The 22,128-nt window shown below is 73.9% G+C and carries 18 protein-coding genes and 1 riboswitch; of the genes, 13 read left to right on the top strand and 5 right to left on the bottom strand.

Going from position 1 to position 22,128, the window contains the following annotated elements; translation table 11 throughout:
• The first annotated feature begins 204 nt into the window (after positions 1-204).
• Positions 205-2,223, top strand: a complete 2,019-nt coding sequence (locus WMF20_RS34145) for a serine/threonine-protein kinase (protein WP_437606026.1) — start codon at positions 205-207, stop codon at positions 2,221-2,223.
• Positions 2,224-2,289: 66 nt separating this feature from the next.
• Here WMF20_RS34145 and WMF20_RS34140 read toward each other — a convergent pair whose 3' ends face one another.
• A complete protein-coding gene (locus WMF20_RS34140) occupies positions 2,290-3,441 on the bottom strand; it encodes a THUMP domain-containing class I SAM-dependent RNA methyltransferase (protein WP_237244345.1) in 1,152 nt (383 codons plus the stop codon).
• A gap of 316 nt (positions 3,442-3,757) precedes the next feature.
• On the opposite strand from WMF20_RS34140, the gene WMF20_RS34135 reads away from it, so the two are divergent.
• The 8 genes from WMF20_RS34135 to WMF20_RS34100 all read left to right on the top strand — a co-directional run bounded on the left by WMF20_RS34135 (position 3,758) and on the right by WMF20_RS34100 (position 12,980).
• On the top strand, positions 3,758-4,099 hold the full coding sequence (locus WMF20_RS34135; protein ID WP_437606025.1) for an SPW repeat domain-containing protein: 342 nt from the start codon (positions 3,758-3,760) through the stop codon (positions 4,097-4,099).
• Between the two features lie 155 nt (positions 4,100-4,254).
• Entirely contained in the window at positions 4,255-4,992 is a 738-nt protein-coding gene (locus WMF20_RS34130; RefSeq protein ID WP_437606024.1) for a pyridoxine 5'-phosphate synthase, read from the top strand.
• 1,059 nt (positions 4,993-6,051) lie between these two features.
• Entirely contained in the window at positions 6,052-7,062 is a 1,011-nt protein-coding gene (locus WMF20_RS34125; protein WP_437606023.1) for a pectate lyase family protein, read from the top strand.
• A gap of 123 nt (positions 7,063-7,185) precedes the next feature.
• A riboswitch (guanidine-III (ykkC-III) riboswitch) is annotated at positions 7,186-7,251 on the top strand.
• A 21-nt stretch (positions 7,252-7,272) separates the two neighbouring features.
• Positions 7,273-7,590 carry a quaternary ammonium compound efflux SMR transporter SugE gene (sugE, locus tag WMF20_RS34120; RefSeq protein WP_437606022.1) on the top strand — a complete coding sequence of 106 codons (318 nt, stop codon included), beginning with the start codon at positions 7,273-7,275 and terminating at the stop codon, positions 7,588-7,590.
• Positions 7,591-7,644: 54 nt separating this feature from the next.
• Entirely contained in the window at positions 7,645-8,670 is a 1,026-nt protein-coding gene (locus tag WMF20_RS34115; RefSeq protein ID WP_129578257.1) for a dipeptidase, read from the top strand.
• A gap of 78 nt (positions 8,671-8,748) precedes the next feature.
• Positions 8,749-9,513, top strand: coding sequence for a class I SAM-dependent methyltransferase (locus WMF20_RS34110; RefSeq protein ID WP_437606021.1), 765 nt, complete (start codon positions 8,749-8,751; stop codon positions 9,511-9,513).
• A 143-nt stretch (positions 9,514-9,656) separates the two neighbouring features.
• A complete protein-coding gene (locus WMF20_RS34105) occupies positions 9,657-10,886 on the top strand; it encodes an NAD(P)/FAD-dependent oxidoreductase (RefSeq protein WP_437606020.1) in 1,230 nt (409 codons plus the stop codon).
• 318 nt (positions 10,887-11,204) lie between these two features.
• Positions 11,205-12,980: a protein kinase domain-containing protein gene (locus WMF20_RS34100; protein ID WP_437606019.1), complete on the top strand. Its 1,776-nt coding sequence runs from the start codon at positions 11,205-11,207 to the stop codon at positions 12,978-12,980.
• Positions 12,981-12,998: 18 nt separating this feature from the next.
• Here the strand turns inward: WMF20_RS34100 and WMF20_RS34095 are convergent, their stop codons facing one another.
• The 3 genes from WMF20_RS34095 to WMF20_RS34085 are packed head-to-tail and all read right to left on the bottom strand — an operon-like array spanning position 12,999 to position 16,923.
• Entirely contained in the window at positions 12,999-13,862 is an 864-nt protein-coding gene (locus tag WMF20_RS34095; RefSeq protein ID WP_437606018.1) for a hypothetical protein, read from the bottom strand.
• Positions 13,859-14,755 carry a hypothetical protein gene (locus WMF20_RS34090; RefSeq protein WP_437606017.1) on the bottom strand — a complete coding sequence of 299 codons (897 nt, stop codon included), beginning with the start codon at positions 14,753-14,755 and terminating at the stop codon, positions 13,859-13,861. Before WMF20_RS34090 ends, WMF20_RS34095 begins: the two co-directional genes overlap by 4 nt.
• Positions 14,756-14,763: 8 nt before the next feature.
• Positions 14,764-16,923, bottom strand: a complete 2,160-nt coding sequence (locus WMF20_RS34085) for a TonB-dependent receptor (protein WP_437606016.1) — start codon at positions 16,921-16,923, stop codon at positions 14,764-14,766.
• Positions 16,924-17,221: 298 nt separating this feature from the next.
• Here WMF20_RS34085 and WMF20_RS34080 point away from each other — a divergent pair, with 298 nt between their 5' ends.
• From WMF20_RS34080 to WMF20_RS34070, 3 genes are read left to right on the top strand one after another with little or no spacing between them, the layout of a single operon-like run.
• Positions 17,222-18,205 carry an MbnP family copper-binding protein gene (locus tag WMF20_RS34080; protein WP_437606015.1) on the top strand — a complete coding sequence of 328 codons (984 nt, stop codon included), beginning with the start codon at positions 17,222-17,224 and terminating at the stop codon, positions 18,203-18,205.
• A 5-nt stretch (positions 18,206-18,210) separates the two neighbouring features.
• The gene (locus tag WMF20_RS34075; RefSeq protein ID WP_437606014.1) at positions 18,211-19,464 is read left to right on the top strand and encodes an MbnH family di-heme enzyme; all 1,254 of its coding nucleotides are present in this window, start codon (positions 18,211-18,213) and stop codon (positions 19,462-19,464) included.
• Positions 19,461-20,126: a hypothetical protein gene (locus tag WMF20_RS34070; protein WP_437606012.1), complete on the top strand. Its 666-nt coding sequence runs from the start codon at positions 19,461-19,463 to the stop codon at positions 20,124-20,126. The genes WMF20_RS34075 and WMF20_RS34070 overlap by 4 nt, the downstream gene beginning before the upstream one ends.
• 75 nt (positions 20,127-20,201) lie before the next feature.
• Here WMF20_RS34070 and WMF20_RS34065 read toward each other — a convergent pair whose 3' ends face one another.
• The gene (locus tag WMF20_RS34065) at positions 20,202-21,173 is read right to left on the bottom strand and encodes a hypothetical protein (protein WP_437606011.1); all 972 of its coding nucleotides are present in this window, start codon (positions 21,171-21,173) and stop codon (positions 20,202-20,204) included.
• Between the two features lie 316 nt (positions 21,174-21,489).
• Here WMF20_RS34065 and WMF20_RS34060 point away from each other — a divergent pair, with 316 nt between their 5' ends.
• On the top strand, positions 21,490-22,080 hold the full coding sequence (locus WMF20_RS34060; RefSeq protein WP_437606010.1) for a hypothetical protein: 591 nt from the start codon (positions 21,490-21,492) through the stop codon (positions 22,078-22,080).
• Positions 22,081-22,128: the final 48 nt, after the last annotated feature.

The following is a 22,128-nucleotide window of genomic DNA, read 5'->3' as shown; positions in this document are numbered from 1 at the left end:
CCGACAAGTCGTCCCCTGACACGTTCTTTGGTATGGTCGCCGCGTGCACTCCCCCTCGCATCGAGCGCGCGGGTCGCGCAGGCGCGCGGACAGCCCTGCTGGCGGTGCGCTGCTGCGCGGGCGGCGGGGCGGCCCGCCGGCGGGCGAGCGGTGCGGCCGGGCGGTGGCGAGCGAGCGCCAGAGGCGCGGGCGGGTGCCGGGCGCATGAGGCATGAGGCTCTCCTCGGCCGCAGGGTGGCCGGGCGGTTCACGATCACCCGCTTCCTCGGCGAGGGCGGGATGGCCAGCGTCTACATCGCCGAGCGCGACGCCGAGCCCCGCCGGGTGGCGATCAAGATCATGAACCCGGAGCTCACCGCGGACCGCGCGTTCGTCCGGCGCTTCCAGCGCGAGGCGAAGGCGGCGGCGCGGGTGAAGCACCCGAACTCCGTCAAGATCTTCGAGTACGGGGTGGAGGGGTCGCTCAGCTACATCGTGATGGAGCTGCTCTCGGGCGACGACCTCTACGTCCTCCTCGAGCGCCACGGCGCCGCCATCGGCCAGGCGAGGGCGGTCCGCATCCTCTCGGAGGTGTGCGAGGCGCTCGCCGTCGCCCACGAGATGGGCGTCGTGCACCGCGACCTCAAGCCCGAGAACATCATGGTGGTCCCGGACCCGACGCACCCTCACGGCGAGCGCGTCAAGGTGCTGGATTTCGGGATCGCCAAGATCCTCGACACCGCCACGTCGGCCGACGAGCCCTCGATCCAGGCCGATCCGCTCTCGGTCGTGACGCGCGCGGGGACGTTTGTTGGTACGCCGGCTTACATGTCGCCGGAGCAGTGCGGGCTGCTGCCGATCGATCAGCGGGCGGATCTGTACACGTGCGGGGTGCTGCTGTTCCAGCTCGTCACGGGGCGGCTTCCGTTCGAGGGGGAGACGCCGCTCCACACGGCGACGCTCCACATCCACGCGCCGGTGCCGGCGCCGCGCACCTGCGCGCCGGGGATCGACCCCCGGCTCGAGGCCCTGATCGTGAAGGCGCTCGCCAAGCAGCCGGCGGACAGGCACCAGACGGCGCGCGAGCTCGGGTACGCGCTGCACACCTTGCTCGCCGATCTGCCCGACACGGCCGTGGGGCTGGGGCCGATCTCGCGCCGGCAGCCGAGCTCGCTCTTCTCGCGGGACCTGCCGCCGGGGCCGCTGTCGTCGCTCCCGCCGCTCACGTCGCTGCCGAGCTCGACGTCGGCGCCGATCTCCGGCCCGGAGCCGCGGCCGGAGGTGTCGATCGAGTCGGCCAGGACGCTCGTCTCGGGCACGGCCGGGCCCGAGGCGGGGCCGCCGCCGCCGGCGCTGCTCCACGCGCCGGCGCTGGAGCTCCCGCCCACGCTCGATCCGCCGGGGGTGTACCCGTCGCTGGGCGCCGAGCCGCAGCGCTGGGCCGGGGAGTCGGTGCCGGAGATCTCGCTGCAGCTCCCGTCCTGGTCCCACAGCGAGAGCGAGGCGTTGCTCTCGGGGAACGGCCTGGCCGCGTCGCCCGACGACGGGGGCGAGGACAGCACGCTGACGATGGTCCGCCGCGACGAGCTGCTCGGTCCGCCGAAGGTCCGCGTGAACGCGGCGTCATCCCATGACGAGGGCGACGAGCTCGACATCACGCCCCCGGGGCGCGAGGTGAAGGCGACGCTCCGTTCGGCCGAGGACTTCGGGCTGGGCACGCCGGCGAAGCGGGCCGAGGTCGGCCTGGTGCGCGTCGACTCCGCGCCGACGCCGCCGGTGCCGCCGACGCCGCAGAGCCCGCAGTTCGATCCGGGCGCGGCGGCGTGGGATCGGCGGCCGAAGCGCGTCGCCAACACGCTCCGGCTGGTCTCGTCGCCGCCGCCGGCCGACAGCCAGCTGCCCACGTTCCAGCCCGGCGAGCTGCAGGCGATGATCCCGCCGGCGCCCGCCGCGCCGAGCGCCGCCGGCGCCGGGAGCGCCGCCGTGGTGGTGAGGGCGGCCGGGGGCGCCGCGCCGGCGGCCCCGGCGGAGGCGCTGCCGTTCGAGCTCGCCTCGACGCTCGCCGCGGAGCGCTCGTCCCTGGAGCGCAGCGCGACCGTGCCGGATTTCGGGGCGCCGCCCGCGCCGTCGCCGGCGCGCGAGCCGAGCTGGCTCGCCGGCAAGCGCGGGCTCGTCATCGGCTTCGTCGCGGGGATGATCCTCACGGCGGCGGCCATGGCGCTCGTGATGCGCCTGCTCTCCTGAGGCGCTCGCCCGGGCGCGCGCCGCGCGGGGCAGCGCGGGGGTGATCCGCGCGGAGGAAGCCGCGCTTCAGGGGATGTCGTACGTGAGCAGCCGGCACTCGATCGGGCCGTTGAACACGGTGAGCGACCGCTCCGGCCGGCGGCGCATCGCGCGCTCGATGTCCTCGGTGCCGGCGAGGAGGGCGACGCGGTGGCCCGCGAGCCGCGAGAGCGCGGCCGCCATGTCGCGGTAGAGGGCGAGCGTGCCCGGGAGGCGCTCGCCGTACGGCGGGTTTGTCAGCACGTGGCCCGGCGGCTCGGTCGGCGCGATCGCCGTGATGGGCTGGCAGCGCACCTCGATCTGCACGCCGGCCATGCGGGCGTTGCCGCGGGTGATCTCGGCGGCGCGGGGGTCGATGTCGGCGGCGAGGATCGGCGGGCCCTCGGGCCGGATCCGGGCGCGGGCGGCGTCGCGGAGGGCGGTCGTGCGCTGCGCGGCGGCCTGATCGTGGCAGGCCCACCGCTCGAAGCCGAAGCGCTGCGCGCGCAGGCCGGGGGCGATGTCGCGCGCCCAGAGCGCCGCCTCGAGGGCGATGGTGCCGGCGCCGCACATCGGGTCGACGAACGGGCGGGCGCGGTCCCAGCCGGAGAGGCGGAGCAGCGCGGCGGCGAGGGTCTCCTTGAGCGGCGCCCCGCCGATGTGCGTGCGGTAGCCGCGGCGGTGGAGCGCGGCGCCGCCGAGGTCCGCGTAGAGCGTCGCGCGGTCGCGGACGAGGTGGACGAAGAGGGCGAGGTCCGGGTCGTCGAGGTCGACCGACGGGCGCGCGCCGACGCGGCGGCGGATCTGGTCGACGATGGCGTCCTTGGTCCGCTGGGCGATGAACTGGGTGTGGGTGAGCGCGCTCGAGCGGCAGGAGGCGCGGACGGCGAGCGTGTGGACCGGGCTCAGGTACGGGGCCCAGTCGACGCGGGAGACGCCCTCGTAGAGCGCGTCCCCGCTGGGCGCGTCGAAGGAGGCGAGCTCCGTGAGCACGCGCACGGCGGTGCGGAGCTCGATGCAGGCGCGGAAGCCCTCGTCCGCCGCGCCGGAGAAGTGGACCCCGCCGCGATCGGCGCGGACGCCGCGGAATCGGAGCTCGCGGAGCTCGTCGCGGAGCGCGGGCTCGGTGCCTTTGGCGGCGGTCGCGAAGAAGTCCATGGCGACCGGCTTGTAGCCGAACCGCCGGCTTCTGGCCCTCACGAACGGTCGCTGCGGCGGCCTTCACGAACGGCGGCCGCGGCCCCGCGGCCGCTGCCGCCGGGCGAGCCGCGCCGGTCGGGGGGCGGCGCGGGTCGCGGCGGTGGCATCGGATTCGCACGGAGCTCGGCGAGCTCGGTGATGTGTGGACCGGGCGCAGGCGCGCGCCGGCGCTCGGCAGAGGGGGGGAGCGGACTCGGCCTTCCCGGGGCCGCTCCGGGGCGTGACGCTCGCGCGCGTCATGGGGCGAGCGGGCGGGGAGCGAGAGCGTCGCGCGGCGGAGGGCGCCGGCGCGGCGGCAGGAGAGGAGGGGGAAGCCATGCAGCGTCGGACGGCGACCGTGCGCGGCGTCAACATCGCGCTCGGGATCTGGTTGTTCATCTCCGCGTTCCTCTGGCGGCACAGCCAGGGGCAGTTCACCAACGCCTGGGTGGTGGGCGCGCTGTGCGTGCTCTTCGCCCTGCTCGCGCTCTGGGCGCCCCGGGCGCGCTACCTCAACTCGATCCTGGCGATCTGGCTCTTCGTCAGCGCCTGGTCGATACCGGCGCTGTCGGTGTGGACGGTGTGGAACAGCGCGGTCGTCGCCATCGGCATCCTCATCGTGTCGCTCGTCCCGACCGAGGTGGAGGTGCGGGGGGCGCGGACCGTGCCGCGCATCTAGCGCCGGCGGGGAGCGGGAGGGCGGGGCGCCGCGCCCGGTCCGGCGCCGCCCCGCCGGCCGGCCGCGTTTCCACGGCCGGCGCGCGGCGTGTTCGCCTCGCGGCGTCGATCGTGTATAGCGGCGTCGCGCGCGGCGCGCCCGCGAGAGGATGCCCCATGAAGCTCAGCGTCAACGTGAACAAGATCGCGCTCTTGCGGAACTCGCGGGGACACGACGCCCCGAACGTCCTCGCCTTCTCGCAGCGGATCGTGTCTTACGGGGCGCACGGCATCACGATCCATCCGCGGGCCGATCGTCGGCACATCACGCCGGACGACGCGCGGGCGGTGACTCGGCACATCACCACCGTGGAGACGAACTTCGAGGGCGATCTCCGCGAGGAGTTCCTGGACCTCACGCTCGAGCTCCGGCCGACGCAGTGCACGCTGGTCCCGGTCACGCCGGGGGAGCTCACGTCGCACCGCGGCTGGGACGTCGTGAAGTGGCGCTTCGTCCTGCAGCCGGTGGTGAAGCGGCTCAAGGAGGAGGGGATCCGGACGAGCCTCTTCGTCGAGGCGGACCCTGCGGTCGTGCCGGTGGTCGCGGAGATGGGGGCCGATCGCATCGAGATCTACACCGGGCCTTACGCGCAGGCGTTCGATCGCGGCGATCACCGCGCGGAGCTCGACAAGATCGTCGCGACCGTGAGGGCCGCCGCGGCGGCCGGGGTCGGGATCAATGCGGGGCACGACCTCACCGTGGAGAACCTCGCGCCGCTCGTGAGCGAGGCGCCGCAGATCCAGGAGGTGTCGATCGGCCACCACCTCGTGGTGCGCGCGCTCGAGGTCGGCATGAAGCAGTCGGTGCTCGACTACCTCGCGGCGGTCGAGGGGCGCGGCGCGCAGGCGCGGTAAGCGGGGCCGGCGAACGGGCTGGCGCGGGACACGTCGTCTCCGTCTTCCGTCTTCGTGCGCGTCATTCGTGCGCGTGCGCGTGCGCGTGCGCGTGCGCGTGCGCGTGCGCGTGCGCGTGCGCGATTCCCCGAAATCAGCGCGCCCGCGCACGGAAGAGCGAAGACGAAAGACGGAGACGGAAGACGGGGACGAGAGACGGAAGACGGGAGACGGGGCCGAGAACCGCTCTAGACGTCTCGTCTTGGCGTCTCGTTGGTCTGATTTCTTATTGGTTTAGAGCCGCTATGGATTGATGCGCCACGCCGGCGTGTCGATCTCTGGCGAGCTGGTGTGTCGCCGTGTCTCGCAGCGTGCTTTGCGAGACGTGCGTAGTTGCAAAGCCGGGCAATCTCCGCTCAGGCGCTCGAGCCCCGGTGTGCCTGGTGTCGTCGCGGGTGGGAGCGCGCCGGTGTTCCATGAGCCCGCTCGTGCGCTTCGCGCTCAGGATAACCAGGCTCGCTTCACCTGGCGATATGAAATTGCCAAATCGATTCCGATGTGCCCTGTCGCACAGATTGGTAATTGTCGATTGCCATCGATGAAGTCGGTCCTGTAGGGTCATCACACTACGGCTTGCGGTTAAGACGTACGAAAGGGGAGCGAGACGTCATGACATATCTTCCTACTTGTTCTTCCATTGGAGCACAGGGGCTTCGCCGTCTCGGCTGCGCGATCGCAGCGGCCTCTGCGCTCACCGCGATGTCGGCTCCGGCGAGCGCGCTCCCGGCGTTCCCCGGCGCAGAGGGCTTTGGCGCCGTCGCGACCGGCGGGCGCGGCGGGCGCGTCATCAAGGTCACCAACCTGCGATCGAGCGGGGCGGGGAGCCTCCAGGCGGCGCTCGACGCGAGCGGGCCGCGCATCATCGTCTTCGACGTGAGCGGCGTCATCGAAGGGGATGTCGTCATCCGGAATGGAGACGTGACGATCGCCGGACAGACCGCGCCGGGCGCGGGCATCACCGTGCGCGGGCGCCTGCTCTCCAGGTACTCCAACGCGGTCAACAATATCATTGTAAGATTCTTGCGAGTCCGCCCCGTGTTCGACGGCTCGGCCGGGGAGCAGTTCGACGGGGCGCAGTTCTCGCTGAACTCGAAGGTGATCCTCGATCATGTCTCGATCGCCTGGGGCGTCGACGAGACCCTGGATCTCTATGAGGCGGACGACGTCACGGTCCAGTGGTCCACCATCGAGTCGTCATCGACCACCGGGCATCCAGAGGGGGCGCATAATTACGGTCTCATCAACGGCCCTGACGGCCATCGGATCACGTTGCATCACAACCTGTTCGCCCATCACAAGGCGAGGTGCCCCGCGGTCGCGAACGGACCCGCGGACATCCGCAACAACGTGGCCTACAACGTCAGACACGGGTTCGTGCACCACAACCGGGCGAGCGGCCAGTTCAACATCGTGGGCAACGCGTACATCAAGGGGCCGAGCGATCAGCTGATCCCCTTCTATTTCGACGGCAGCGCCGGCGCGGGGCTCAAGTACTTCCTCGCCGACAACTACATCGACGATCCCGGCAAGTTCACCGGGGTGGTCGACAACCCCTGGCAGAAGCCGTACCTCCACCCGAGCTTCAGCCGGCTCAACAGGCCCGAGTCGTACCGCGCCTCGTCGCAGTTCAACTTCTCGCGCGACGTCCCGGGGTATATCCCCGTGACGACGCACCGCGCGGAGGACGCCTATCGGCTCGTCCTCGCGCAGGCCGGCGCGCTGCCGCGCGACGCCGTGACGAAAGGTGTCCTCCGGAACATCGAGCGACGCGACGGCGCGTGGGGCGCTCGCTACGTGAGCAACCTGATGGAAGGGCTCACCCCAGGGGCTGCGCCCGCCGACGCCGACCGCGACGGGATGGCGGACGCGTGGGAGCGCGCCCACGGCCTCAGCTCCTCCGACGCGAACGATCACAGCCGGGTGATGCCGTCCGGATACACCGCGATCGAGGAGTACATCAACGAGCTCGCCGCGGCGCTGATCAGCACGGCGGAGGCCAGCGTGGCGTTCCAGGGCGAGGAGACCGACTAGCGAGCTCGGCCCCGGCGCACGCCGCGACGTTCATCGATCGCGAACCGGGTCGCGCCGCCACAGCCGCGCCGCACCGCGTCGGCGGCAACCCTTTGCACGGCCCGTCGCGCCTGCTAGGTTCCCGCCGGCGCTCCACAGGAGCGTCCCGGACGAGACGCGCCGTACCCGGTTAGGATAAGACGACGCAGCCACATTACGAGGAGAGTCGTCATGTCCTGGCTGTCGTTGTTCCTGGCAGGTCTGCTCGAAGTCTGCTGGGCCGTCGGACTCAAGTATACAGAGGGCTTCACGCGCCCCCTGCCCACGGTGCTCACGATCTCGGCGATCGTCGCGAGCCTCGTCCTTCTCGAGGCCGCCTCGCGCACCCTGCCCATCGGCACGGCCTACGCCGTCTGGGTCGGCATCGGCGCGTTCGGGGCGGCGCTCGCCGGCATCGTCCTGTTCGGCGAGCCCGCCACGCCCGCCAGGCTCGGGTTCCTCGCGCTCCTCGTCGTGGCCATCCTCGGCCTCAAGCTGTCGAGCTCCTGAGCCGCCGCGCGCGGCGCGCACGACCGAGCGCCCCGCCTCGACTAACCTCTCCCCATGCACGGAAGCCCCGAAGCCCGCGCCCTGCACGCGCAGTTCCCCGCCATCGACCTCCACGCCGACAGCCTCATGTGGGCACGCTGGGTCGGCTACGATCTGCACGAGCGCCACGAGCCGATGCTGCCGTTCGCGGCCCTGGGCGGGCACGTCGACGTCCCGCGGCTCGTCGAGGGCGGCGTCGGCGCGCAGTTCTTCGGCCTGGTCTCGCTGCCGATCGGCCAGCGGCGCGGGCTCGCCGCCGTCGTCGACGAGCAGATCGACCTGCTGGAGCAGGCCGCCCTCGCGCAGCCGGATCGCCTCGTCAAGGCGCGCACCGCCGAGGACGTCGAGGCGGCGAGGGCCCGCGGCGCCGTCGCGGCGCTGCTCGGGATCGAGGGCGCGCACGCGCTCGAGGGCGAGCTCGACACGCTCGAGCGCTTCGCGCGGCGCGGCGTGCGCTACCTCGGGCTCTGCCACTTCAGCGCCAACGACGTGTGTTATCCCGCCTACGGCCGCGGTCGCAGGGACGGTGAAGGCCTCACCCCCTTCGGCCGCGACGTCGTGCGCCGCGCCGAGGATCTCGGCGTCATCGTCGACCTCGCGCACATCAACCGCGCTGGCTTCCTCGAGGCGTGCGCGCTCGCCCGCCGGCCGCCCATCGTCAGCCACACCGGCGTCGCCGGCGCGTTCGACCACTGGCGCAACATCGATGACGATCAGCTCCGCGCCCTCGCCGACCGCGGCGGGTGCGCCGGGATCATCTTTTGCCCGCTCTACCTCGGCGGCAACGGGCTCGCTCCCGTGGTCAAGCACCTCCTGCACATCATCAACGTTGCCGGCGAGGACACCCCCGCGCTCGGATCCGATTGGGACGGGTTCATCGTTCCCACACGCCAGCTCCGCGACGCCGCGCACCTTCCGCTCTTGACGGATGCCCTGCTCCAAGCCGGGTTGAGCGAGCGTGTCATCGGCAAGTTGCTGCGCGGCAACGCAATGCGCGTCTTGCGCGACAATCCACTTCCAACGCAGCTCTCGGTTGCGTAGCCTCTCGACAGGGCCGTCGGGGTGGGTGGTCCCTCCGGCGCTGGTCGAACTCATCCTCACGCGGAGCGGACGCAGGCCATGACTCTCCATCGCCTCGCTGCACAGGGCTACGCGACTGCAGCGGATGCTTACGAGAAAGGGCGCCCCGACTACCCGCGCGGCGCGATCGAGCTCCTGCTCGACACGCTGCGCATCGACGCCGCCAGCACGGTGCTCGATCTCGGCGCGGGGACCGGCAAGCTCACGCGGCTCCTCGTGCCGACGGGCGCCCGGCTCCTCGCGCTCGAGCCGGTCGAGGGGATGCGCCGCAAGCTGGGCCAGATGGTCCCGTCCGCCGTCCTGCTGGACGGCGTGGCTGAGGCCATTCCCCTGCCCGAGGCGTCGGTCGACGCCGCGGTCGCCGCGCAGTCGTTCCACTGGTTCCACGGCGATCTCGCGCTCGCCGAGATCCACCGGGTGCTCCGGCCGAGGGGGCGCCTCTCGCTGCTCTTCAACCTGCGGGACGAGCGGATCGACTGGGTCGCTCGCATCTCCCACATCCTCAACCGCTACGGCCGCGACGCCCCGGTCCACCGGATCGGCGCGTGGCGCCGGTCGTTCTCCGACTCCCGCCTCTTCGCGCCGATCGGAGAGCACGAGCTCACCCACACGCAGGAGCTCGATCTCGACGGGCTGCTCGAGCGCGTCGCCTCGATCAGCTACATCGCCGCGCTCCCCCTGAAGGAGCGGTACTCGGTCCTGAACGAGGTCCGCGATCTGGCCGGGAGCCACCCGGAGCTCGCCGGCAAGGGCGCGTACCTCTTCCCGTACCGCACGCAGGTGGCGTCCTACGAGCGGCGCTGATCCCCCGCGCGCCCGCGCCTCCGACGGCAGAGCTCGCCTCTGCGCAAGCGTTCCGCCCGCGGATCTCCCGGCCTGCCCGCGAGCGTCCCGCCCGCCGAGCATCCCGCGCCCGCAGCGCGAGGCGCCGTGCTAGAGGGCGCCCCATGTCGGCGCATGAAGTCGTGATCGTCGGCGGCGGGCCCGCGGGCCTGAGCACGGCGCTCTTCCTCGCCCACCATCGCCCGGCCCTCACCGACAGGATCGTGGTGCTCGAAAAGGAGCGCTACCCGCGGGACAAGTGCTGCGCAGGCGGGCTCGGTCAGCGCGCCGACAGGGCGCTCGCGGCGATCGGGGTGACGATCGACGTGCCGTCGGTCGTGGTGCACGGCGTCAGCGCGGCCTTCCAGACGGGCGAGATCGCGCTCCGCGAGGGGAACATCGGCCGCGTCGTCCGGCGCGTCGAGTTCGATCGCGCGCTCGCGTTCGCCGCGCGCGCCCGCGGCGTCCGGATCGTCGAGGGGGCGCGGGTCACCGCCGCCTCGCTGGGCCCGGGCGGCGCCCGGATCGAGAGCTCGGCCGGGGATTTCGACGGCAGCGTCGTCGTGGGCGCGGACGGCGTCGGCAGCGTCGTCCGCCGCGCGATGGGGCTGCCGTTCGGCCGGCTGCGCGCGCAGGCCGTCGAGGTCGACACCGAGCCCGTCGCGGGGGACCGGGCGCGCGACCTCCTGCACTTCGAGATGCGGGATCGCTCGTTCGCCGGCTACCTGTGGGATTTCCCCACGATCGTGGGCGGGCGCGAGCTCGTCTGCCGGGGGGCGTACGTGCTGCACGAGGGCGCCCTCGGCGCGGCGCGCCCCGCCCCCGACGCCGAGCGCGTCCTCCGGAGCCGGCTCGCGGCGCTCGGCCTCGACCCGGACCGCTACCGGCGCAAGCGCTTCGCCGAGCGCGGCCTCGACCCGAGGGCCCCGATCGCGCGGCCCGCGGCCCTGCTCGTCGGCGAGGCCGCGGGCATCGATCCGATGCTGGGCGAGGGCATCGCGCAGGCGATCGCCTACGGCGCCCTCGCGGGCGCGTACCTCGCCGAGAAGCTCGAGGCCCGCGACCTCGGGTTCGACGACTGGGGCCGGCGGGTCGAGCGATCGCTGCTCGGCCTGGACCTCCGGTTCCGGCGCCGGGCGATGCGCGCCTTCTACGGCGCGCCGCGGGAGCGCGTCGAGCGCTACCTCCTCCGCGAGCCGTCGTTCCTGCGCTTCGGCATGCGCCACTTCGCCGGGAGCCCCCAGCCGGCGCCCGACGCGCTCCGCGCCGCGGCGACGGGCGCGCTCGTCGCCGGCCGGATCGGGCTCGATCGCCTGGTCGCGTCGCTCCCCCCGCGCGACGCCGCACACCCGTGAGCGGCGGTCACCCGCTTCGGATACGGGCCCATCTCGACGTTTTCGGTGCTCAGCGCACTGGAGTGCGCTTCCGCGCCGAAAACGCCGAGCTGGACCCGTCTCCTGTGCGGGTGACCGCCGCTCTGTAACGCATGTACCAGAGACGGGCGAATACCGCTCTAGCGAGGCGCGCCGCGCGCGCCGTCAGGACGCACGCGGCGCCGACGCGCGCCGCGCCCGGGCGCGCCCGCCCGACGGCGCGTCCGTGTGCGCTGCAACACGGAGCCGCGCCGTGAGCGGCGACACCCCCAAGGCACCCCCATGCTAGCATCGCGGGCCATGATCGCGCCGCTTCAGCCGGCGGTCGGGATGCTCTTCGGGGAGTTCCGGATCGTTCGGCCTCTCAGCGCCGGGGGCATGGGCGCCGTGTACATCGCCGAGCAGGCGAGCACCGGCAAGCTGCGCGCCCTCAAGCTCATGCACCCGCAGCTCTGCGCGGACACCCGGCTGCGCGAGCGCTTCGAGCAGGAGGCGCGCGTGGGCGCGCTGGTCGAGAGCGATCACATCGTGCAGGTGATCGCCGCCGGCGTGGACGCGGCGAGCGGCGTGCCGTGGCTGGCGATGGAGCTGCTCGAAGGGGAGGACCTCGCGCAGCGCATGAAGCGCTCCGGGCTGCTCGCGCCCAAGGACGTGCACGAGATCTTCCAGCAGCTCTGCCACGCGCTCGGCGCCGCCCACCGGGCGGGCGTGGTCCACCGGGACATGAAGCCGCAGAACGTCTTCCTCGCGAAGTCGAACAGCGCGACGGCGCCGTGGTCGGTCAAGGTCCTCGACTTCGGCATCGCGAAGATCGCCGCGGAGGCGAGCACGATGGCGACCGCGTCGCTCGGCACGCCGCTCTGGATGGCGCCCGAGCAGACCGACGCGCGCGGGCAGATCACGCCGGCGACCGACGTGTGGGCGCTCGGGCTCATCGCCTTCGCGGCGCTCACCGGCCGCATGTACTGGCGCGCCGCGAACGACCCGATGGGCACCGCGATGCCCGTGCTGCTCCGCGAGATCCTCTTCGAGCCGATCGACCCGGCCTCGACGCGCGCGACGGCGCTCGGGCGCGCCGGCTGCGTCGTGCACCCGTTCGACACCTGGTTCGCGCGCTGCGTCGCGCGCGAGCCGTCGCAGCGCTTCCAGACGGCGCAGGAGGCGTTCGACGCGCTCGGGCCGGCGCTCTTCGCCGAGCCGCGGAGCGTGCGCCCCCCCGGCGCCGCCATCTCGGTGACGCCGCCCGGCATCGCCGCGGCGGCCACCCCCGCGGGGACGGCCTCGCCCGTGTCGCTGACCGGGCCGACCGAGATGGCCACGGACGCACAGCGCTCGGCGGACGCGCGCGCGGGCGGCCGCGGAGGCGCGTCGACCGCCCCGCCGGCGGAGCGGCCGCGGCCGGGCGCGTCCTTTCCGCCGGCGAGCGCGCCGGCCCTGGCGAGCAGCGCGCCGGCGCCGGCGCCCTCGAGGCCAGCCATGTGGAGGCCGATGCTGCTCCTCGCCCTCGGCCTGCTCGGCGGCGCCGCGGCGGCGCTCGCGTTCTCCACGGGCCGCGCGCGGCGCGAGGTCCAGGTGGCGCAGCGGCTGCCCGAGCCGGCGCGCCCCACGGTGATCAGCGCCGGCCGCGGCGACGAGGCGCGCCCGCCGGCGTCGGCGGAGGGCGCGGACGCACAGCAGCCGCCGCCAGGCCCGCGCCACGGGCCGGTGCCGGTGCTCCTGCCGCAGGCCCCGCGCCCCTCGCGCGACGGCGGCGCGCCGGAGACGGCGACCGCGGCGCAGCCGGGCGCGGCGCAGCCGGGCGCGGCGAGGCCGTTCGATCACGCCGCGGCCCATGCCGCGCTGCAGCGCAAGGGGGCGACCGCGCCGATCCACTGCAGGGGCAAGGAGGGGCCGAAGGCGGTGACGGCGCGGGTGTACTTCAACCCCGCGGGCGCCGTGCAGCGCATCAGCATCGAGCCGAGGGTCGCGATGACCCCGGCCGGGACCTGCGTGCAGATGGTGCTCAGCTCCGCGCGGGTGCCGGCGTTCGACGGGAACGAGCTCCAGGAGGTCTCGACGACGGTCGCGCTCGAGTGAGCCCCGCCCGCGGCCCGATCACGGGTCGACGGAGACGCACTCGCCCTCGCCGCGGAAGTGCCCGAGCGTGCGCGAGAGCGCCGCGACGAAGGCGCCGAGATCGTCGATATTTCCGGCGCTGCCCGTCCCGTAGGGGCCCTCCTCGATCGCGACGAGGCGCACCGCGGCGAGCTCCTCCAGGGTGACGGCGCCGTCGGCGTCGGCGTCCGCGGCGGCGATCGGCGCGAAGCGGCGCGCCGCGGACGCGGACTGGAGGTCGTCGTAGAAGAAGTGGTCGCCGTGGATCGTGAGCTCCACGGTGTCGGTGCCGCCGTTCGTGACGAGGATGCCCTCGGTCTCCTTGCCGGCCTTGTCGCCCTTGCAATCGGCGTAGCGCGTCGCGAGCGAGAAGGTCCAGTCGAGGCGCTTCTCGTCGCCGCCGTCGCCCTTCCGCGCGGTCGCCTCGATGTGCACCGACGCGCCCGCGGCCAGCATGAGCGCCTTGTCCTCCTCCGTCGCCCCGTCGAGCGCGGTGTCCGCGTCCGCCGGGCCGATCTCGTAGGAGACGCGCTCCCAGGGCTTTGCCTCGAGGCCCTCGAACCTCACGACCGGCTTCACGCCGGGCTTCGTGTGGTCGAACAGGATCGAGCCCTCCATCCGCGCCCCGACGTTCCCGTCGCGATCGGCGACGGCCACGTTCCGGAGGACGAGGAGGAACTTCTCGTACCGGATGCTCCAGCCGTCCTCGAGGTCGGCGGCCGGGATCTCCTGCTCGATGTACTCCTCGCCCCACGTCGAGAACGCCACGCTCCCGACCCCCGACGCGCCGTCGTCGCCGCAGCCGGCGAGCGCCGCCGCGGCGAGCGACAGCGCCGCCGCGCACGAGCTTCCCATGGTTTTCATCGCTCCTTCTCCTCCTCCTTCTCCTCGTGCGGCGCGCCGGGCGCGAACGAGAGCGCGTAGGCGGTCCCCTTCTTGAGGCCCCGCACGAAGCCGCGCTGGGCCTGGCTCTCCGGCTCGAGATCGGCCGGCGCGCCGTCCTCGCCCTCGGCCACCTCGTCGAACTCGACCTGGTCGAGCCAGACCGACGGCTTGACCACGAGCGTGACGACGCCGGGGCCGTCGAGGTACGTCTCCTCGAAGACGCACCCCTCCACCGCCGGCTCGCCGGTCACGTCGCTCGCGACGTCCGCGGCCAGGGCGCGCGCGCGGAACACGCGGGCGGCGTCGCCCTTCTCGGCGCGCCCCTCGAGGGCGACGACGTGCCCGTCGAGCTCCGCGGCGAAGGGGCCCGCGGGCGGCGCGCCGAACGTGAAGCGCGCGGATCGCACGACGCCGCTCACCGCGTCCGCGTCCGCGAGCGCGGTCGCCCCCTCCAGCAGGTCGACCGAGGCGGGCTGCGCCATCTGCCCCCGCGCCTCGCCGGCCTGGTAGTGGCCCGGGTGGGCGTGCGCCTCCGGGACGGCCCACCGGGCGAGCCGGTCGAGCAGCGAGGGCGCGCCGCCGCGGCCCGGGGCCGCGCGCCGCGCCGTGAACGGGGCGCCCTCGAAGTAGTAGAGCGGCCCGATCGACAGGTGCGCCTTCGACAGCGTGACGGTCCAGCCGAGCGCGTTCGTGAACGGCGCGACCGACGCGGCGTCGGCGGCGACCTCGGTCGCGAGCGTGAGGCGCTTGCCCGCGGTCGCGCCGTCGCCCCCGGCGCCGCACCCTGCGGCGAGCGCCGCGGCGAGGAGCGCCGCCGCGGCGAGCGCGGCGCGCCGGCGGGGCTCTGGTTTCCGTGCTGTGGTGGACATCATCGAGGACCTCATCCGAGAAAGAGGGAGAGCGAGACGAGGAAGCTGCGGGGGGCGCCGACGGTCACGTGCCGCGCGGGCAAGAGGTCGGGCGCCGCGCCCCGGGTGAAGCTCGACGGGTAGACGAACTCGCCGTCGAACCAGGCCGCGTCGAGGAGGTTGTAGACGTCGAGCCCGAGCTCGACGCGGTGGTAGCGGACGTGCGCCGTCACGTCGGTGAGGAGCGCGTCGCGCCCGAGCTCCCCGTACGGCAGGGGGCGGCCGTGGAGCAGCGTGACGCCGGCGCCGGCGCGGGCCTCGAGGCGCCGGCCGAAGAGCGCGCCGAGGCGCGGCGTCGCCGCGAGATCGGCGCGCGCGACGACCTGCGGCACGAACGGGAGGAGATCGCCGGCCGCGTAGCGCCCGCCGGGAGCGGTGAAGGCGGCCCGGGTGTACGTCAGGCCGACGCTCGACACGAGCCACGGCGCGGGGCGCGCCACCGCGTCGAACGCCACCCCGGTGCGGGCCGTGGCGGGGACGGGCTCGTTGCGGCCGGTCGCCTCGTCGAAGACGAGATCGTCGGTGAGGCGGGTGTGGAACAGCGCGATCGACGCCCGCACGAGCTCGTCCGCGTAGCGGAGCCCGGCCTCGGCCGAGAGGGCGCGCGTGAAGGGGGTCCGCTCGCCGTCGCCGAGGCTGCGCGCCTGGGGCGAGCGGAACCCCTGGCCCACGCTGGCGAGCGCGCGCAGCCCGGGGAGCAGCGCCACGTCGACCGTGCCCTTGCCGCCCACGTGGATCCCCTGCGCGCTGCGCGCCTGCGCGCCCTCGCCGGCGTGGTCGACGACCTGGTACGCGAGCCCGTCGGCGCGCACCCCGCCGCGCACCGTGACCCGCCGCGCGGGCCGGATCGACGCGTCGAGGTAGCCGGCGAGGTCGGTCGCGCGGACCTTCGCGTCGACGAGCGTGGCGGTCGGCCGGCCGTCGACCGCGGCGAGGCGCCGCTGCGACTGCTCGATCCAGTCGGTGCGCGCGACGACGCCCGCCTCGAGCGTGTCGCGATCCGAGAGCAGCGGGAACCTGAGCCGGTACGAGGCGGTCGCGCCCGCGGTGATCGCCTCGTTGAGCTGCTGGGTGGCGTCGCCGGAGGTCGGGTCCTCGAGGTAGCCGGTGAAGTTCGAGCGCAGCCGGAGCGAGCGCAGCACGACGAACGGCGCGAGCGAGAGGCCCTCGCCGCGGGCGGCGTCGGCGCCGGTGCCGCGCAGGTCCACGACGAGCTGCGCGCGCGACGAGTCGCCGCCCTGATCCGGGTCGTACGAGGCGAAGCGATCGACCTTGCCCGCCTCGAGGTCGTCGAGGCGCAGGACGCCGGCGGAGGCGAAGCGCGAGGCGAACGCCGAGGCCATCACGCGCGCGCGGACGCCCGCGACGGGCTCGTAGACGCCCTGCGCGACGGCCGAGGTCCGGCTGGCGGCGCGGGCGGGGCCGAAGCCGTCGGTGGCGTACGCCTCGAACGCGGCGAACGTGGTCTCCTCGGCGCGCTCGGGGTGGTAGGCGAGGAAGAGCCGGCGGGCGCCGAACGAGCCGGCGGAGGCGGTCGCGGTGATCCCCGGCTCGTCGTAGCCGAGCTCAAGGCGCACGCTGCCGGCGACGGCGAAGTCGCCCTGGCGCGGGTCGTACGACCCGGGTTGCGCGCGGAGCTCGCGGATCACCTCGGGCATGATGAAGTGGAGGTCGGCGTAGCCCTGCCCGTGGACGTTGGACACCTCGTTGACCGGCGCGCCCGCGACCCAGATCTCGAGGTCCTGGCCGTGGACCGCGTCGAAGCCGCGGAAGAAGATCTGGTGCGCCTTGCCCTCGCCGCCGTGCTGGGCGGCGAACACGCCCGGCACGAGCTGCAGCACGTCGCTCGCCGTGCGGTGGGGCGCCGCCCTCACCTCGGCCCGCTCCCGCACCGCCTCCGAGGCGCTGCGCGGCGGCGCCGCGCCCTGGACCACGACCGAGACCGGCGCGGCGCCGCCGGCCGCGCCCGGGCCAGCGCCGCCGTCCGGCGCCGCGGCCGGGGTCTCCGCCGCCGGCGAGGCCTCGGCCGCCGCGACGGGCGGCGGAGGGGCCGCGCCGTCGCCGGCGCGCGCCGGCACGGCGGCCGTGGTGATAAGAAGCGGCGCGAGCGCCGTGCGCAGGGAGAGGGTCACAGCGGGACCGTCCGTAGCACGATCTGGAGGATGCGTGCTACGATCTGGATGCGCTCGCTCGCCTGGGACGGCGTCGGCATGTCTGCGCGGTCTCGGGCGGCGGGCGCGGGGAGCCCGCGGCGTTCATGATCGCTGGCCGCCGGGCCCCGCACCGGGGCGCTCGGAGGCTATTTTTCGACGCCGGCTCGATTCGTGCGCTCCAGCGGATCGCGACGGCGATCGCGACAAGATGTCGCATTCAGGTTGGTGGCGACGCGGCCTATCGTTGCGCGCGTCTTTGTTCCTCAGGAGGCTTCTCATGAACCGCGGTCTTCGTGCATTACGGCTCTTGTTCCCGCTGGCCGGGGCGGCGCTCTCGCTGACGGCGTGCGGCGGCGGCGAAGGTGGGGTGAACCCGGTCGATGGCACATCGACCTCGACGGGCGTCGGCGGCGCCGGCGGCGGCGGCGGGAGCGGCGGGGCGGGCGGCGAGGGAGGGACCGGCGAGGCAGGCGGCGGGGCCGGGGGCGGCGACGCGGGGATCGCCGTCGAGCTGGAGTTCGAGGCCCGCGTCAGAGACGAGGTGTTCTCCTGCGGCGACACGTACGCTGTCGGCACCGCGGCGACGGACGTGAAGCTCAACGATTTCCGCCTGTACATCCACGATGTACGCCTGCACCGCGCGGACGGCGAGAAGGTGCCGCTCACGCTCGAACAGGACGGGAGGTGGCAGCTCGAGAACCTCGTGCTCCTCGATTTCGAGGACAAGTCCGGGAGCTGCGCCAACGGGACGCAGGAGACGAACGGGCTCGTGCGCGGGACGGTCCCGGCCGGGGAGTACGATGGGCTGTCGTTCAAGCTGGGCGTCCCGTTCGAGCGGAACCACGGCGACGCCTCGGTCGCGCCGTCGCCGCTCAACCTGTCGGGGCTGTTCTGGAGCTGGAACGCCGGGTACAAGTTCCTGCGCATCGACAGCGTCCCGGAGCAGGGCGGGGACCCCTTCATCATCCACGTCGGGAGCACCGGCTGCGTCGCCGGCGACGGCGGCGAGGTGACCGCGTGCGATCGCCCCAACGTGGCCGAGATCGTCTTCGAGGGCATCGACCCGCTCGCGACGAAGGTGCTCGTCGACTATGGGGCGCTCGTCCTGGACACCGACGTGTCGGCGAACGCGGGCGGCACGCCCGGCTGCATGTCCGACGCGACGGATCCCGACTGTGCGCCGCTGTTCACCCACCTCGGCATCGACGTTACCGACGGCTCGCCGCGCCCGGAGCAGCAGTCGTTCTTCAGGATAGAATAGGAGCCATGACGATGTCCGCAATGGTGACCGCGCTCCGCCGCTCCGCGCTCTCCTCCGTCCTGGCCGCGCTGGCGGCCCTCGCCTGTGCCTGCGGCGACAGCGAGGGCACGCCGGGCGCGGGCGGAACCTCGGGGGGGGGCGCCGGCGGCCAGGGCGGGGGCGACGGGGGAAGCGGCGGGGGCGGCGACGCGGGCGCGTTCGCGTGGGGGCTGCCGCCGGGCTTCCCGGTGCCGAAGGTCCCCGAGGACAACCCGATGTCGTCGGCCAAGGTCGAGCTCGGCAGGCGGCTGTTCTACGACAGGCGCCTGTCCGGCAACGGCACGTACTCCTGCGGCTCGTGCCATGTCCAGGAGCTCGCGTTCACCGACGGCCTCCCGACCGGCAAGGGCTCGACCGGGCAATTCCACGTGCGCGGCTCGATGAGCCTGGCCAACGTCGCTTACCTGACGGCGCTGACCTGGGGGAATCCGCTGCTCGACTCGCTCGAGGAGCAGGCGCTCCTCCCCATGTTCGGCGAGACGCCGGTCGAGCTCGGGCTCGCGGGCATGGAAGCGGAGCTGTTCCAGCGGCTCCGGGACGAGCCGCTGTACCAGGAGCTCTTCCCCGCGGCCTTCCCCGGCGACGAGGGCCCCATCCGCCTCGGCAACATCACGAAGGCGATCGCGGCGTTCGAGCGGTCGCTGCTCTCGTACCGCTCTCCCTACGATCGGTACCGCTACGACGGCGACCCTTCGGGGATGTCGGAGGCGGCGCTGCGCGGCATGGATCTCTTCTTCTCCGAGAAGCTCGAGTGCTTCCACTGCCACGGCGGCTTCAACCTGTCGGACTCGGTGCAGCACGACGGGACCACCTTCACGGAGGTGATGTTCCACAACACGGGTCTCTACAACATCGGCGGGAGCGGCGCTTACCCGGAGGGCAACGCCGGGGTCTACGAGATCTCGGGCAACGAGGCGGACATGGGCCGGTTCCGCGCGCCCACGCTGCGCAACATCGCCCTCACGGCGCCGTACATGCACGACGGCAGCATCGAGACGCTCGAGGAGGTGCTCGACCATTACGCCGCCGGGGGGCGCACGATCGAGGACGGCCCCAACGCCGGTGTGGGGAGCAAGAACAAGTTCAAGAGCGAGCTCATCACCGGGTTCGATCTCACCGAAGAGGAGAAAGCAGACGTGATTGCCTTCCTGGAGAGCTTGACGGACGATGAGTTTCTGACGGACCCGCGCCACGCGGATCCGTGGGCGGAGGCGCCGTGAGCCGGACACCCATCCTTCACCGGGCGGTCCTCGTCCCCGCGCTGGCGGCGCTCGCGTCGGCCGCGATGTACGTCGGGGCGTGCGGCCACGAGGACACTCCGGCCCTGCCGGAGCTGGCCGACGTGATCTTCGAGGGGGGCGCGACCGACGAGGCGCTGGACGCGCTGCTCGCGGTGGATCCGAAGGACGAGCCGTCGCAGGGGACGGTGTTCGACGCGCCCGAGGACGGCACGTCGGTCCCCGGCGACGCCGCGCCGGAGCTGACCTTCCACGTCGCGGGCGCGGCGCGGTGGACGGCCCCTGGGGCCGCGCCGGCGCTCGGCTTCGCGGGCGCTCGGCCGGGGGCGCCGGCGGCGGGGGCGTCGCCGTGGGCGGAGCTCGGCGCGCTCCTCGGGCCGGTGCGGGCGGCGCAGGCGCACGGGATGCCGATCAACGGGCGCGCCTACTTCCTGGTCTTCTCGACCTCAGGGCGCGAGGGGCTGCTCCGGGTGTTCACGACGAAGCTGAGCTACACGCCGGACGCGGCGGCCTGGGACAAGCTCCGCGCCGCCGGCGGGCCGATCACCGTCAGCGTGCTCAACGCGGTGTTCGAGAACAACCGCATCGTGCAGGGCGGCGGGCCGTTCGCGGGCGAGCCGGTCACGTTCTCCGTAGCGCCCTGAGGGCCTCGCGCCGCGCGCCGCCAGAAGGGCGGCGCGACGGCCGCTGCGGCCCTTCGAGGGAGCGCTCGTGGAGGCTCAGGACGAGCGAGGGAAGATGAGCACGTACGCGCCCGGCGCCGGGTTGAAGAGCACCGTCTTGTCCGGATGCGCCTCCCGGTCGAAATGGGGATACCAGGGCAGCGCCCGCCAGGACTCCGAGTCCTTGATGAACTCGCGCACGATGAGATCGAGCTCCACGTACTTCCCGCCGGTCGCCGCGGAGAGCTCCGGTCCGAAGCTCCAGCGCTCGCGCCCGGGGCGCGGGGCGACGTCGTTGTGGAGCGCCCCGCCGTAGGCGATCACCATCTTGCCGGCGGCGTCCTCGCGGCCGAGCAGCGCCTTCGCCTCGGCGGCGGTCAGGCGCGCGATCATCTCCAGCATGGCCGTCACCGCGTCCGGCCCCGCGCGCACGATGGCGTCGTACTCCTGGCAGGAGGGCGCGAGCAGGTGGGGGCGGATGCCGAGCCGCTTCGCCTCGCTGCCGAGCGCGAGGAACTCTCCCTGGTTGCCCGCCGACTGGGCCTGGGTGACCGCCCTCTGCTCCTCCTCGACCCGCGCCACCTGCTCCCTCTTGCAGCGCGGATCCACCGCCCAGAGCTCGACGATGAGGTCCGAGGCGCGGCCGGCGAGCGCCGGCAGAAAGAGCTCGGTGAAGCGCCGGGTCGCCGAGGGGACGCCCTCCGCGCCCTGCTGGGCGTGCGCCTCGCCCACCGCGAGCACGCGCGGGCCGCTCTGCAGCGCGTGGGCGAAGGCCTGGGCCGGCGCATCGAAGGCGAGGCAGCCGAGCGCGCCGCAGGGCGCCGGAGCAGGGGAGGTGGGGGCCGCGGCCGCGGTGGCCGAGGCGGCGGGGCCGGGGGCCTGCGGGGCGGGCGGCGGCGCGGCCGACGGCGAGCTCGGGCCGCCGGCGACGGCGCGCGCGGCGCCCGCGGAGGGAGCGCCGCCGCCGGCCGGCGCGCCGCAGGCCGCGAGCAAGGCCGCGGCCACCAGGGAGGTTCGCGGGGTTCGCATGCGGGCATCTTAGCCGGGCTCCGGGATCCCCTGCGCGCCGGGCCGCGCCGGAGCAGCCGAGCGGTTCCTCGGCCCGGGCCGTGGCCACCCGGCGGCCTCGCGAGGGCTACCAAGAGCCAGGGCGATGACCCATGGAGCGCGGTGCGTGACGTGATGAGCGAGGGGGCCTCGTGTCCAGACGAAGAGAACACCCGGAGCGAGCGGGCTCGGTGGGGCGTCGCGAGCGCGACCGCGCGGCGCGGAGGCTCCCTGACGAGCGTGCTCGGCGCTCGGCAGGGGACGCGCGCGGCGCGCACGGAGAGGGGGGATCTCCATCATGACCATGAAGATGAGCGGGCGGACGGAGCACGAAGCGAGCGCAGGACACGCGGAGTCCGCGATCGTCAACAGCCTGGAGCAGGTGCGCGACATCCTGTGCGGCGCCCAGCTCCGCGAGCTCGCTCGCCGGCTCGCGCACACCGACGCTCAGGTCGCCGCCCAGGCGGAGGAGCTCCGGCTCGAGGCGCGACGGCGCCTCGACGTGCTGGAGGCGCACGTGCGCAGGGAGCTCGAGGCGCTCGCCGCGTCGCTCGAGGCCCAGCGCGCGGCCGGCGCCGGCGCGCTCGGCAGCGTCGCGCGCGACGCGCGGGAGGGGATCGAGCTGCTCGAGCAGCGGGTGCAGCGGCTGGAGGACCTCGTGGCGCGCACGCAGCGGGAGCTCCGGCAACAGCTGCTCGATCAGTCCAAATCGTTCCTCGACGAGGCGCGGCGCACGCGGAGCGAGCTCTGCGCGATGGTCGAGCGCGAGCTCGCCGTCCTGTGGACCGACGGCGCCGACGCGGCCCAGCCGGACGCGCCGGCGCGGGAGGGGCCCGCGGAGTCGGAGCGCTACCAGAAGGCGGAGCGCCGCTCGGACGAAGCCGCGTGAGGCGCCCGCGCCGCTCCGGCGAGCGGCGCGGGCGTGGAGGGCCGGAGG

Origin of the sequence: Sorangium sp. So ce834, assembly GCF_051521425.1 — a bacterium.
GTDB classification, from domain to species: domain Bacteria; phylum Myxococcota_A; class Polyangia; order Polyangiales; family Polyangiaceae; genus Sorangium; species Sorangium cellulosum_D.
This window is presented reverse-complemented; position numbering and strand designations above follow the sequence as displayed.

What these genes read in the sequence shown, in the direction of transcription:
- WMF20_RS34145 (WP_437606026.1), top strand. Translation starts at nt 205, where the DNA reads ATGAGGCATGAGGCTCTCCTCGGCCGCAGGGTGGCCGGGCGGTTCACG.
- WMF20_RS34135 (WP_437606025.1), top strand. Translation starts at nt 3,758, where the DNA reads ATGCAGCGTCGGACGGCGACCGTGCGCGGCGTCAACATCGCGCTCGGG.
- WMF20_RS34130 (WP_437606024.1), top strand. Translation starts at nt 4,255, where the DNA reads ATGAAGCTCAGCGTCAACGTGAACAAGATCGCGCTCTTGCGGAACTCG.
- sugE (WP_437606022.1), top strand. Translation starts at nt 7,273, where the DNA reads ATGTCCTGGCTGTCGTTGTTCCTGGCAGGTCTGCTCGAAGTCTGCTGG.
- WMF20_RS34115 (WP_129578257.1), top strand. Translation starts at nt 7,645, where the DNA reads ATGCACGGAAGCCCCGAAGCCCGCGCCCTGCACGCGCAGTTCCCCGCC.
- WMF20_RS34110 (WP_437606021.1), top strand. Translation starts at nt 8,749, where the DNA reads ATGACTCTCCATCGCCTCGCTGCACAGGGCTACGCGACTGCAGCGGAT.
- WMF20_RS34105 (WP_437606020.1), top strand. Translation starts at nt 9,657, where the DNA reads ATGTCGGCGCATGAAGTCGTGATCGTCGGCGGCGGGCCCGCGGGCCTG.
- WMF20_RS34100 (WP_437606019.1), top strand. Translation starts at nt 11,205, where the DNA reads ATGATCGCGCCGCTTCAGCCGGCGGTCGGGATGCTCTTCGGGGAGTTC.
- WMF20_RS34095 (WP_437606018.1), bottom strand. Translation starts at nt 13,862, where the DNA reads ATGAAAACCATGGGAAGCTCGTGCGCGGCGGCGCTGTCGCTCGCCGCG.
- WMF20_RS34090 (WP_437606017.1), bottom strand. Translation starts at nt 14,755, where the DNA reads ATGATGTCCACCACAGCACGGAAACCAGAGCCCCGCCGGCGCGCCGCG.
- WMF20_RS34080 (WP_437606015.1), top strand. Translation starts at nt 17,222, where the DNA reads ATGAACCGCGGTCTTCGTGCATTACGGCTCTTGTTCCCGCTGGCCGGG.
- WMF20_RS34075 (WP_437606014.1), top strand. Translation starts at nt 18,211, where the DNA reads ATGACGATGTCCGCAATGGTGACCGCGCTCCGCCGCTCCGCGCTCTCC.
- WMF20_RS34065 (WP_437606011.1), bottom strand. Translation starts at nt 21,173, where the DNA reads ATGCGAACCCCGCGAACCTCCCTGGTGGCCGCGGCCTTGCTCGCGGCC.
- WMF20_RS34060 (WP_437606010.1), top strand. Translation starts at nt 21,490, where the DNA reads ATGACCATGAAGATGAGCGGGCGGACGGAGCACGAAGCGAGCGCAGGA.